This window comes from Moorena sp. SIO3E8 (assembly GCF_010692445.1).
GTDB classification, from domain to species: Bacteria; Cyanobacteriota; Cyanobacteriia; order Cyanobacteriales; family Coleofasciculaceae; genus Moorena; species Moorena bouillonii.
In genome coordinates, this window is record NZ_JAAHHM010000172.1 from 1 (window position 1) to 11445 (window position 11445).

The window sequence follows — 11445 nt, forward strand, 5'->3', positions numbered from 1 at the left end:
CAGAACTGATTGGGGCAGCAGTTCCAGAGCTTCAAAGCTATTTGGGATAGCTGGCGGTTTGATTTCCATGGTTCTACACTACTACTCATCCTTCCCTTTTTGTCAACCCCATCACCTGAATGCTTACAAACTTATTAAAAAAGTAAAACATAATTTGAAATAAGCCTTTTCACCCAAGCCTTAGTACTGATTTGCTAAGCAATTGGATTTTAGCGATCTAACTCAGCCCAGGTTGAGCAGTGCGATCGCGGATCTTGTAGCTCTTGTAGGGTGGGCAAATGGACATGATTCCTGATGAAATTGCCAAAATATCATAATTTGCCCACCCTACCCTACTGAATGCGATCTGCTCTGTTGTTGCTTGGGTTAACAAAGGAAGCTATGCCACATTGGTAGGGATGTAGCGCGGTCTTGGGGTGAACACCCCCAGTGCCATTCGGCTATATCATGATGATGTGACTGTTAAAGATTTAGTCAAGCTCATGGGTAATCTACGACAAAGCCAAACCAGACAGACACAAGCTCGAGATCAGTCAATAGTATCGGGAAGTAGGAAGCCAACATACCACCCAATCGAGGAACTGCAAGGGATAATCGGCAACCGAGCACTGGGTAATCTAATTAAATCCCAGCAAGACTTATCTCGACAAGTTCATCGAACCCAAGATCCTCTACTGAGTACTGTCTCCCCTGTTAGTGGGCAGTCAATCCAGCGAATGCCAAGGTTTCGGGGACTTTCCCATGAGTTAATGGGCCATTGGCAGCAGGGGAATCCAGTACAGGCGAAGCTGACTATTGGTGAAGCTGGGGACAAGTATGAGCTTGAAGCTGACCGAGTAGCATCGGAAGTAGTGGATCGGATCAACACACCAGTGACTAGTCACAGCACTCAACCAGAGTCGATTCAAGCTCAAGGTCAGCAAGATGAACTGATGAGGAAGCCAATGGTGCAGCTTCAATCTGTAGAAGGTGGGATGGCAGCTACCCCAGAGTTGGAAAGCTCAATCCAACAGGCAAAGGGGTCGGGGATGCCCATCGCCGAAAGTATCCGGAAACCAATGGAACAGTCGTTTGGAGCAGATTTTAGTGGAGTCAGGGTTCACGCTGATGCCCAATCTAACCAGTTGAATCAATCTATTCAGGCTCGTGCTTTTACTACAGGTAAAGATATTTTCTTTCGGCAGGGGGAATATAATCCTGGGAGTCGAGGAGGGCAAGAATTGATTGCCCATGAGTTAACCCATGTGGTACAGCAAATTGGTAGTACAGTACAGCGACAAACAGAAAGCCAAGACTTTAATCAGGGTGTAATACAACGAAAAATTATTACTTTTAAGCCTCAACATCCTAAAGCAGAATCAGCTTACACTCCTGAAGAAAAGGAAGGAAAAGAAAAAGCTGAGAAAGTAGATAATGAAGTAGAAAAAGCGTTTGATGAATTTATAAAAGGTAATTATGATGGTGCATCAGAAGCCCAGAAACTAATTTATTTTAGGCGCAAGCAAGAATATGAGGACGGAAAGAAAGTTATTCATCCCTCGACGGCAGCCGGTTACGTGATTGAAGGAAAAGCAAATGTAGGAATAAAAGCCTTGGGTTCTGAATTTGAAACTCAAAATACTACTCTTCTCAAAGGAACTAGACCTGACGTTGCCATAAAACTCAGTACAGGAAATTATGCATTGGTAGATATTACAGCACAGAAGAGTGCCGGGCACATCCTTGATAAGAAAGGAAATTGGACTGGACATGCCAACATCCCCTATGTCGCTGAATCTATTTATCCTAGTATAAATTTTGACGATCCCAGCAGTACCAAATCCTTGAGTGATGATGAAGTAGAAGCTGCAATTAAAGCAGCAAAAGAGAGTGAAGACTTTAAGAAATTAGCAGAACAGGAGTGGCTAGAACAACAAGAAAATATCTTTAAAAAATATCAAGAAAAGGTAGAAGACATCATAGATAATTTTAATAGAGACATCAAAGAAGGTGGAAAGCCTAATAAGGCTATTTTTAGATTAAACCAGCGTACTCGGCAATCATGGCTAGAAGAAACTGGATTAATGATACGCTTAAATACTGATATTAATAAGGATGATTATACCCTTATAATTGACAAATACAACAGTCGCAATTACAAAGAACAGGTTGAATTTTATAAGAACAATTTAAATAAAGAATACAGAGTTAAACAGAATAATTATAAAGCTATAGAGCAATGGCTTGATGATAAAATACTTAACTAAATCTTCTAACAGGGGGACAACGAGGCATGAAAGTCTTATGTAGTGAGCGATACAGCAGAAAGAGATAAAAAAAGATAGGTCAAAAGTAATAGCCCTGACCTATCTAAACAAAATGATAGCGTGCGCTATACCAAAAAATTATCCCAAATCAGCTGCATCACACAGCATATCTATTACTAGACTTGATGGTAATTAGTTTACAATTACTCAAAGAGGTTAAGTTAGAAGTCTTAGCCGAATCCCTGCCGTTACCTATTTTATTAGAGAGCCGTCGTCGGAAAGTCAGGCGATTTTTGAGACTTAAAAACTTTACTATTGAAACTATCTGGTTTCCCTGTGTTACCGCTCTTTTAGAGGAGATGTTTAATCCTAAGGATAGGATTTATCTGGTCATCGATAGAACGAGTTTGAAGTTACCGTAGAAGAGTGGAGCCTTATTACAAAAGATTTAAAATTTTTCTGCATAACCTGCCGACTAGAAAGGCTCCACTCTTCAAGGTTTCGTCTCTTGGAGTCTGATTAATATCTTGATGGTGAGTGTTGTCTATGATCATCGAGCCTGGCCAATTTACTGGACATTATTAGATAAAAAGCGATGCAGCGCGGTCTTGGGGGTTTCCCCCATGAGCGACTGCATCAAGACAAGGAAATAGTAATTTGTCCGAACAAAAAGCAGTATTGAGCAAAAGTATGGAGTTACTATCAGCCTATGATGTCGTGGTGCTGGGAGACCGAGAATTTTGCTCTACCAAACTAGGTCACTGGCTGGCTGAACGCAAGGTATACTTTTGTTTACGGCAAAAATGTGACACCAAAGTTTTGCCAGAAAATGAGGTTTATCAAGAGTTGCGGGACTATGGTTTAAAGCCGGGGATGAAATTGTTTCTCAATGACCTTCAGGTAACGAAAAACAACGGATTTGGAACGTTTAATGTAGCTTGTAAATGGAAACGAAATTACCGAGGAGTGAAGACAAAAGAACCGTGGTATATACTGACTAACTTTGAGGATTTAAATACCGCTATTGTGTCTTACAAAAAGCGATTTGCGATTGAATAAATGTTTCGATATTTTCAATCAGGTGGTTACAGTCTAGAAGGCTCCAAGCTGGGAGCATAATCTCTAAGCAAGTTAATTATTGTGATCGCAATTGCCTATACTAGTGCAATCCTTCAAGGACGAGAAATCAAGAAAATGGGAATACAGAAATATGTTGTACGACCAGAAACAAAATCGAAATATGGTCGCCGACATAGCGGTGCGACCCAAGGCCGGGTTCCCCGGCCATTGGAAAGCGCACCGTCTGCTTTTTATGTTGGTCAACATCAGTATCATTGGCTGTACTTAGGGCAAATACCCGAAAAAATTGTAGCGGTGCGACCCCGGTCGGGTTTCCCGACCTAGGGAATGCGCACTAAGAGAGAGGAATTTTTGCAAATTAACCGCCGTTGGGTCAAGCATTATAAAAAAGGTAAGCGGGCTAGGGAACAAGCCCTGTCTATGTTACAAGCTTCGTTGTCCCCCTGCTAGCTAAATCTTTATCTAATGCCTAACACTTTAAGATATCACTTATCAATGTTGTGACCTACAAGCTTCTTGTTTGAAGGGAGCAGGGAGTTCTTGTAAGGTGGGCAAATAGACATGATTCTTAATTAAATTACCAAACTATAATAATTTGCCCACCCTACCCCTGAGGTGAGCAAATCCACTACCGTCTACCCTGTTGTTAATTGATTTATCGGTTAAAATTGTAAAGCAAGTCAAAAAAATCTTAACCTGCTGAAGAGGTGACAAGCAAGACCGATCGCGTGATCTTGTAGGGTGGGCAAATTAGCATCAGAGCTGATGACATGATCAAATTCTCAAAATTTGCCCACCCTAACCCTACCTGACTATCCGGAAGGTTTGCGGTAGTCGCTCAAAGTGCGATCACCCTTTGGGAGAAAAGTTTTCGGTCTACTGAACGTAGTGTGATCACGATCTTGTCGTGGGTTGGCGGCAGCCACTCCCTGCGGGAGTATCGCCGGACTTGTAGAGTGCGAAAACGTCCGTGTAACGGACAACCGAACCCATTGGTAAAATGATCGTTAAGTTGATTAAATGCCAAAACAGTCGATTTATGCTTAAATGAATCCCAATAACCCTGATCAGCCCCATCAACTTGACAGAAGCGATCCCTATCAACAGATATTATTTGCAGGATACACCGAGCAGGAGATTGCAGAAATCGAAACTCTGATCCAAACCTGGGACAAAGCCACCTATCCAACCCTAGCCAATAGTATTGTAGATCATGCAGACAGACACGGTTTTAAAGGGAATTATTTAAAGTATCTCAAAAAAGCTGCTAATTTTAACAAAAAAGGGTCACGAAAAACCCAATTACCGAATGGGGCATTGAGATGGAATAAAGGAACTGAATTTCTTATAGAAAGAGACAACAAAATTATTTCTTACGGCTAAACTTAAAAAAAATCATGCCAAACTTAGATATTTCCAACAAAGCTGATAATACCATAACAGCCAAAGGATATATTGAGCAAATCTTAAATCAATTGCTCATTGACTATCAAGCTACTCAGGGAGAAAGAGCAAAAATTTCCCGATGGGAAGAAAATCAAGACGTTAGTATATTAGGGATTATTGAAATATTAACCGATACTATTAGAGGATACGCCTTTCAAGTTATTAATGATAATTCCTTTGAAAATGCCCAAGAAATTAGTAATGAATTACAGAAAATAAAACTAGTAGAAATTCCTAAATTTACTGAATGGTATTTTTCACAAGACTTTGATTATCCGAAAATGAAACACTATGTCGAAACCCTGAACTATTTACGTTTATTAATAATCGAATATATCAGGGATATCAAAGCTCTTGTAGAGTGCGTTAATGAAGTGTAACGCACCGGTGAATGTCCGCGCTTAAGTGGGTACGCGAATAGTGTAGGTTGGGTTGAGACAACAAAACCCAACAAACCGATGATATGACACAATAAAGGTAGTGAAGTCGAGGAGAACGCCGTTGAGTGCGATCGCCTGATTTGGTAGATTTTGTAGGGTGGGCAAATGGACATGATATTTGATCAAATTGCCAAACTCTCATTATTTGCCCACCCTACCCTACTTCTTTTAGTGCGATCGCCTGATCTTGTAGGGTGAGCAAATTAGCATCAGAGCTGATGAAATGATCAAATTCCCAAAATTTGCCCACCAAACCCCTACTGGCACAATTGGAGACAACCCTGAAATGGTACAATCACAACCTAAAATACTGACATTGGAGGAGTTTCTGAAACTACCGGAAACAAAGCCTGCTAGTGAGTACCTTGATGGAAAAATTATTCCCAAGCCCATGCCTCAAGGAAAACATAGTCGTCTTCAAGGAGAACTAATACCCGCAATCAATAGTTTGGTAAAACCTAAAAAAATTGCTTGCGCTTTTCCTGAATTACGTTGTACCTTTGGGGGTCGCTCAATAATACCTGACATTTCAGTATTTCTTTGGAACCGAATTCCCTGTGATGATAATGGAGAAATTGCCAATGTATTTAACCTGACTCCAGATTGGACTATTGAAATCTTATCTCCAGACCAAAGTCACACAAAAGTAACCAAAAATATTCTTCATTGCCTCAAGCATGGAACCCAGATCGGTTGGTTGATTGACCCAGAGGAAAAAACTGTGTTTGTTTACCATTCTAAACAAGAAATTGAGGTATTCGATCAACCCGATATGTTACTTCCTGTACCATCTTTTGTGAGTGATCTAAATCTTACAGTTAAGGATTTATTTGCCTGGTTATTACTGTAACTATGGAGTCCTATAGCATTTTTATTTTAGTTGTGAACATAGGATTGATGCTAAAAGGGAACAGGGAACAGCGGATCTGGGAACAGCGGATCTGGAAACAGTAGGAAAGAGCTCCGAAGAGTTTTTGATGTTAGTGCGATCGCTCTTGTAGGGTGGGCAAATGAACATGATATTTGATCTAATTGCCAAACTCTCATTATTTGCCCACCCTACCCTACCTAAAATTTCAATCTTCTGGCTCAACACCCATTGCTCGCAATTGAGCTGCTAGACGTTCAGCTCGTTGATGTTCTCGTTCAGCTCGTTGACGTTCTTGTTCAACTAGCTGTCTTTCTTTCTCAACCGGTGTAGGAATCCAATTTTCGGCTGCATCGTACCAACGCAACCAAAGTCGGTTTAACTCTTGATAGTATCCTGACCACAATCCTAAACCTAAATCTATTTCTGGAAGCCAGAATTTGTCACCGTTGAGAATCACTTCCCGATAGCTGTTGCGCACTAATTCAAACAAGCGCAGTTTATTGCTATTACCATTGAAGACCACGTAATAGGGAATCCGTAGCATCCGTTCGTAGACTTCCCATTTAGTTGGGGGTTGGTTGGCTTGTGGCCTAACTTCCCCTAAGTCTTCTTTCTGTGTACTAGGAGAAAGTAATTCGATGGCAATAAAAGGAGCTACTCCTTCCTGCCAGATCACGTAACTCAACCGGGATTCTCTTTGTTCGTACAAACGATCCACTCCCAAGACAGCAAACCAATCGGGACGTTTATACCAAGTAGGATGTTTCAGATTGTAGTAGATATTAAGATCGCTAGCAACGAGAATTTGGTTTCTAGGATAATTGGGGGGGAAAAACGTTTTTTCCAGTAAGTCTGCTTGCCAAATATGGTATTGATCTGGCAATCCTGAATCCTCCTTTTCTTCGCTAGGTAGATCATACATTGTCGGTAGGATTTCTTTCGGGGGTCGGGGCGGATCGCTTTGTTGATACATATGCAAAGGGAGTAGGGAATAGGGAATAGGGAATAGGGAATAGGGAATAGGGAATAGGGAGTCGGGAGTCGGGAGTCGGGAGTCGGGAGTCGGGAGTCGGGAACAGGGAACAGGGAGTACTGCGTACGCTCTTGTAGGGTGGGCAAATGGATATGATAACTGATCTAATTGCCAAACTATCAAAATTTGCCCACCCTACCCTACCGAATGCGATTGGCCTTTGGCCACGCTACGCGATCGCCCTATATTTTAAAATAAGGGAAAAACCCCCTAAATCTATGGTCGAAAACCCTTGGCAACCCTTATCGACATTGGCAAACTAATCACAACTGATCCCAATAGTAATCGTCCAGTCATTGCAGGAACTCGAACCTCTGTGCGCCGAATTGCTGGCCTATATAATCAAGGTAACAACGCGCTATGAAATAGCCAGACGATTAAATCACCTAACAATCACTCAAGTTTATGCCGCATTAACTTATTATCATGCTAACCGTCAGGAAATAGACGAAGATATCGCAGCCGAACAAACCGCCTATGAAGAACTGGCCAAACAACATTATCAGGCAACCTTAGCCTAAACATGACACAGATTCGCCTTTATTTAGATGAAGATACCATGGTGTGCTATCTGATAACGGCCTTGCGTCTTCGCAACGTGAATGTTGTCTCGACAGGGGAAGCTCAAATGTTGTCCCGTAGCGATGAAGAACAATTACAATGGGCCTATGACCAAAGCGCGTTTTATTTATAGCTTTAATGCCCGATACTTTTATATAATTAATACTAATTTTATCGAAAAAAGACAATAACATTCAGGGATTATTTTAGGGTTTCAAAACTATTAAATTGGTGAGTAAATGCGGCGAATTTTAAGGATAATTGCCACGCTCATCAGCAGAAGAAATGAAAAATCTAGTAGAATTTTTAAGTGCTTGGGGAGAATAATAGCGTAAGCTTTACCCAAGACACCAAGCGAGTGCGATCGCGTAGCGTGGCCTACGGCCAATCGCTCTTTTCTGGTGGGCAAATGGACTAGATCACGCTATCAAATTGCCAAACTTTCATAATTTGCCCACCCTACCCTACTAGCAGATTAAAGCAATAGCTGAGCCAGTGCGATCGCGTAGCGTGGCCTACGGCCAATCGCTCTTTTCTGGTGGGCAAATGGACTAGATCACGCTATCAAATTGCCAAACTTTGATAATTTGCCCACCCTACCCTACTAGCTCCCTGCTCCGCTGTTCCCTTGCTATAATCCATGATTAACCAAACCCAGGTATTCCCTCCCAACCCCCAATTTCAGCAACTCTTTCTGCTGTTACAGCGCTTAGACGGACTGCTAGAACGAGCTTTAGCCGCTGCCCAAGTTACCTATGGTTCCATGGCTGCAACTAATCCCTATCGGGGGATGCAAGTTGACCAGGAAGAAGTGGAACAGTTGCTGACTCGGCCACCAGGAACACCAGTATTGCAGGTAGATACAGAAACCGAACAGGAGTTACCCTCTGATGCTATCCTGGCAGGCTCATCTCTAGCATGGCTCCAAGAAACCTTTGCCCTCTCTGCTTTCGATGTCGATATTATTGCGATCGCTCTCGCCCCGGAACTAGACCGGCGCTATGAACGAATCTACACCTATCTCCAAGACGATATCCGGTGTAAACGACCCACTGTGGATCTCGTCCTGAATCTGCTCTGTCCAACTGGGGAAGCGAAACTGGCGCGGCGTAGTCACTTTACCCCAGAAGCTCCTCTCCTAGGTCATAGTCTACTACACCTGGTCTCGGACCCTAATCAGCTCCAGCCTACTCTGCTCGCTCACAATCTTAAACTGGATGGGCTAGTCCTGGCTCTGCTGTTGGGAGAAAAAGGATTAGATCAGCGACTGAAACCCTTCTCGACCTTACTTGAGCCGACTATTTCCCTGGAAGAACTACCGTTACATCAGGAAGTAAAGCAGGCTTTATTAACAATAGTTGTCGAAGATTGGCAAGCAAGCAAACCCCTGGCACTGTATTTTGAGGGTGCAGATACTAGTGTTAAACACCGTGCCGCCCAAGCTATTGCCAGGGCTGTGGAAGCACCGTTGCTAACCGTAAATTTAACTCGGGTTGTAGAAGCCAAAGCTGACTTGGAGCTAACCCTGAAACTAGCTTACCGTCAAGCCTGGTTTCAGAAAGCTTTAGTTTACCTAGAAGGACTAGAAACTCTACAACAAACTATACAAAGTTCCGAGAATTCCAGTCAATATCTATCTCTGCTAAGAATCATAGCAGACCATCAAGGAATTACTATCCTCGCTGGTGAAAAACCCTGGAGGCCAGAGAAAACTATAGCAATGGGAATGGTTACTGTTCCTTTTCCCATCCCTGAGTTTACTGTTCGTCGCTGGTGTTGGCAGAATCAACTAACCGCAGCTGGTATTTCCCTAGACAGACCAGAGCTAGATGCTTTATGCGATCGCTTCCGCCTCAATTCCGAGCAAATTACTGATGCCGTGATCGATGCCTGTAATCGAGCCCGTTGGCGAATTGCCCAAAACACTCCCCCCACTCCCCACACTCCCAACCTCCCACACTGCCTTGAAAAACCCACCTTGTCGGAACTATTTGCAGCAGCCCGTGCCCAATCTGGTCATCAACTAGGTTCATTGGCACGTCAGATTCAGCCTAAGTACAGCTGGGATGATATTGTCCTGCCAGTTAATCAAAAGGCTCAGTTGCGGGAAATTTGTAATCAAGCCAAATATCGACAGCTGGTGTGGGAAGAGTGGGACTTCCAGAGCAAGCTTTCCCTGGGCAGAGGACTGAATGTGATGTTTTCTGGCCCACCAGGGACTGGTAAAACCATGGCAGCGGAAATTATTGCCCACGAATTAGAGCTTGACCTCTATAAGATTGACCTGTCCCAAGTGGTCAGTAAGTATATCGGGGAGACAGAAAAAAACCTCAATCGCATCTTTACAGCTGCTGCCAATGCTAACGCCATTCTCCTGTTTGATGAAGCAGATTCCCTGTTTGGCAAGCGCTCTGAAATCAGCAGTGCCCATGACCGCTACGCCAATATTGAGGTTGGCTATCTCCTGCAAAAGATGGAGGAGTACGAAGGAGTGGCGATTTTGACCACCAACCTCCGCACTAATATGGACGATGCCTTTGTCCGGCGATTACGTTTTATTATTGAGTTTCCTTTTCCTAATCTCAAAGACCGCCGCCGGATCTGGGAGCAAATCTGGCCTAGTCCTGTACCTCGCTCGGAGGAACTGGATTTAGATTTTATCGCCCGTCACTGCGAGATTACTGGGGGCAATATTCGTAATATTGCTCTAGCTGCTGCTTTTATAGCAGCAGATGATGGTGGAATTGTCAAGATGAATCACCTGCTGCGTGCAGTCCGGCGAGAGTATCAGAAGATGGGAAAAGTGTTAATAGAGGGTGATTTTGGTCAGTATGCTGGCCTAATGTGATGATTCGTAATAACTCAAATAACTGTGCAAACAATTCACTAAGCACGTTTAAGTTGTGTGTATTGTTGTTACGGAGAAGATTTAAGAGACAGTTTGCAGACTAAAGTGGGTACTTGGCAACTAAAATTGCCGATTGACCTCAGCCAGTTTGCCGATGATTTGGCGACCTGGGCTAAGAGTGAGGAAATGCGATGATTCATGACCTGGATAGAACGTTGGAGGAATTGCTCAAGGGCGAACTCCCTCCTGAGCTAATCTCGTCAGTTACGATTAGCTTTGCCACACCTGACAAGGAGTTTAGTGTCAAGCCAGCGATTAATCTCTTTCTTTACGATGTGCGTGAGAATGTGGAGTTACGCAACACCAACTGGTCAACAGAACGCAGTAACGGTAGGGCAACCAAAAGGCGTAATCCAGTGCGAGTGGATTGCTCTTACCTAATCACCGCTTGGTCCGCTCTTACAGGTAATGGTCAAAGACCAGAGCAAGAAGAGCACCAATGGCTGGGGGAGGTAATGAAAGTGCTACTGCGTCATCGTATAATTCCAGCGGCTGTATTACAGGGAAGCCTCAGGGGGATGGAACCTCCGATCAGGACAGTTAGTCTGAGTCAGAGCAACCTACAGAGTTTGGGTGAATTCTGGCAAGCAATGGGAGGAAAGCCCAGACCAGCATTGAACTACACCCTTACTATGGCTGTGGAAGTCGATGATCCGGTTGAGGCAGGAACCTTGGTAACAGATATCAGGATTGGGTAATTGCGGATTGGAAATTGGTTGACTATTTACCATTACTCACATCTTGCACCAAGAAATGTTGATATCAATTCCCTGTGCAAGGAGCAGAGGTTGCAATCGGAGGATATCAGTTAATAGTATGCAGACAACAAGCTGAGGGAGGATAGAGTGGAGAGCTTTTTC

The 11445-nt window shown here is 43.3% G+C and carries 16 protein-coding genes; 10 read left to right on the top strand and 6 right to left on the bottom strand.

Annotated elements, in window-relative coordinates; translation table 11 throughout:
• Window positions 1-217: 217 nt before the first annotated feature.
• Complete coding sequence (locus tag F6K46_RS34615) at window positions 218-373, bottom strand: hypothetical protein (protein WP_293117851.1); 156 nt, start codon at window positions 371-373, stop codon at window positions 218-220.
• Window positions 374-416: 43 nt separating this feature from the next.
• Between F6K46_RS34615 and F6K46_RS34620 the strand changes: the two genes are divergently transcribed.
• The 3 genes from F6K46_RS34620 (at window position 417) to F6K46_RS34630 (ending at window position 3305) form a co-directional block, all read left to right on the top strand.
• Window positions 417-2246, top strand: a complete 1830-nt coding sequence (locus F6K46_RS34620; RefSeq protein ID WP_293066804.1) for a DUF4157 domain-containing protein — start codon at window positions 417-419, stop codon at window positions 2244-2246.
• A 185-nt stretch (window positions 2247-2431) separates the two neighbouring features.
• Entirely contained in the window at window positions 2432-2668 is a 237-nt protein-coding gene (locus F6K46_RS34625) for a hypothetical protein (protein WP_075902287.1), read from the top strand.
• 235 nt (window positions 2669-2903) lie between these two features.
• Window positions 2904-3305 (top strand): hypothetical protein, encoded by a 402-nt coding sequence (locus F6K46_RS34630; protein ID WP_075902285.1) that lies wholly within the window; start codon window positions 2904-2906, stop codon window positions 3303-3305.
• A gap of 859 nt (window positions 3306-4164) precedes the next feature.
• Here the strand turns inward: F6K46_RS34630 and F6K46_RS34635 are convergent.
• The gene (locus tag F6K46_RS34635) at window positions 4165-4353 is read right to left on the bottom strand and encodes a hypothetical protein (RefSeq protein ID WP_214607773.1); all 189 of its coding nucleotides are present in this window, start codon (window positions 4351-4353) and stop codon (window positions 4165-4167) included.
• A 20-nt stretch (window positions 4354-4373) separates the two neighbouring features.
• On the opposite strand from F6K46_RS34635, the gene F6K46_RS34640 reads away from it, so the two are divergent.
• Window positions 4374-4709 carry a hypothetical protein gene (locus F6K46_RS34640; protein WP_293066813.1) on the top strand — a complete coding sequence of 112 codons (336 nt, stop codon included), beginning with the start codon at window positions 4374-4376 and terminating at the stop codon, window positions 4707-4709.
• A gap of 14 nt (window positions 4710-4723) precedes the next feature.
• A complete protein-coding gene (locus F6K46_RS34645) occupies window positions 4724-5152 on the top strand; it encodes a hypothetical protein (protein ID WP_293066815.1) in 429 nt (142 codons plus the stop codon).
• A gap of 21 nt (window positions 5153-5173) precedes the next feature.
• Here F6K46_RS34645 and F6K46_RS34650 read toward each other — a convergent pair whose 3' ends face one another.
• Window positions 5174-5338 carry a hypothetical protein gene (locus tag F6K46_RS34650; RefSeq protein ID WP_293066818.1) on the bottom strand — a complete coding sequence of 55 codons (165 nt, stop codon included), beginning with the start codon at window positions 5336-5338 and terminating at the stop codon, window positions 5174-5176.
• Window positions 5339-5498: 160 nt separating this feature from the next.
• On the opposite strand from F6K46_RS34650, the gene F6K46_RS34655 reads away from it, so the two are divergent.
• A complete protein-coding gene (locus tag F6K46_RS34655) occupies window positions 5499-6062 on the top strand; it encodes a Uma2 family endonuclease (protein WP_293066833.1) in 564 nt (187 codons plus the stop codon).
• 21 nt (window positions 6063-6083) lie between these two features.
• On the opposite strand, the gene F6K46_RS34660 is transcribed toward F6K46_RS34655, so the two are convergent.
• Entirely contained in the window at window positions 6084-6230 is a 147-nt protein-coding gene (locus F6K46_RS34660; protein ID WP_293109680.1) for a hypothetical protein, read from the bottom strand.
• 58 nt (window positions 6231-6288) lie between these two features.
• Entirely contained in the window at window positions 6289-7056 is a 768-nt protein-coding gene (locus F6K46_RS34665; protein ID WP_293066836.1) for a Uma2 family endonuclease, read from the bottom strand.
• 152 nt (window positions 7057-7208) lie between these two features.
• Between F6K46_RS34665 and F6K46_RS34670 the strand changes: the two genes are divergently transcribed.
• Window positions 7209-7379 carry a hypothetical protein gene (locus F6K46_RS34670; protein WP_293066821.1) on the top strand — a complete coding sequence of 57 codons (171 nt, stop codon included), beginning with the start codon at window positions 7209-7211 and terminating at the stop codon, window positions 7377-7379.
• A 33-nt stretch (window positions 7380-7412) separates the two neighbouring features.
• A complete protein-coding gene (locus F6K46_RS34675; RefSeq protein ID WP_229415424.1) occupies window positions 7413-7637 on the top strand; it encodes a hypothetical protein in 225 nt (74 codons plus the stop codon).
• 263 nt (window positions 7638-7900) lie between these two features.
• Here F6K46_RS34675 and F6K46_RS34680 read toward each other — a convergent pair whose 3' ends face one another.
• Entirely contained in the window at window positions 7901-8086 is a 186-nt protein-coding gene (locus F6K46_RS34680) for a hypothetical protein (RefSeq protein ID WP_293066825.1), read from the bottom strand.
• 231 nt (window positions 8087-8317) lie between these two features.
• Between F6K46_RS34680 and F6K46_RS34685 the strand changes: the two genes are divergently transcribed.
• Window positions 8318-10525: an ATP-binding protein gene (locus F6K46_RS34685; RefSeq protein ID WP_293066828.1), complete on the top strand. Its 2208-nt coding sequence runs from the start codon at window positions 8318-8320 to the stop codon at window positions 10523-10525.
• A gap of 191 nt (window positions 10526-10716) precedes the next feature.
• Window positions 10717-11283, top strand: coding sequence for a DUF4255 domain-containing protein (locus tag F6K46_RS34690; protein ID WP_293066831.1), 567 nt, complete (start codon window positions 10717-10719; stop codon window positions 11281-11283).
• Window positions 11284-11445: the final 162 nt, after the last annotated feature.

Coding starts and splice junctions, on each gene's coding strand:
- F6K46_RS34685 (WP_293066828.1), top strand. CDS start 8,318: ATGATTAACCAAACCCAGGTATTCCCTCCCAACCCCCAATTTCAGCAA.
- F6K46_RS34690 (WP_293066831.1), top strand. CDS start 10,717: ATGATTCATGACCTGGATAGAACGTTGGAGGAATTGCTCAAGGGCGAA.
- F6K46_RS34665 (WP_293066836.1), bottom strand. CDS start 7,056: ATGTATCAACAAAGCGATCCGCCCCGACCCCCGAAAGAAATCCTACCG.
- F6K46_RS34670 (WP_293066821.1), top strand. CDS start 7,209: ATGATAACTGATCTAATTGCCAAACTATCAAAATTTGCCCACCCTACC.
- F6K46_RS34640 (WP_293066813.1), top strand. CDS start 4,374: ATGAATCCCAATAACCCTGATCAGCCCCATCAACTTGACAGAAGCGAT.
- F6K46_RS34660 (WP_293109680.1), bottom strand. CDS start 6,230: ATGTTCATTTGCCCACCCTACAAGAGCGATCGCACTAACATCAAAAAC.
- F6K46_RS34655 (WP_293066833.1), top strand. CDS start 5,499: ATGGTACAATCACAACCTAAAATACTGACATTGGAGGAGTTTCTGAAA.
- F6K46_RS34625 (WP_075902287.1), top strand. CDS start 2,432: ATGGTAATTAGTTTACAATTACTCAAAGAGGTTAAGTTAGAAGTCTTA.
- F6K46_RS34645 (WP_293066815.1), top strand. CDS start 4,724: ATGCCAAACTTAGATATTTCCAACAAAGCTGATAATACCATAACAGCC.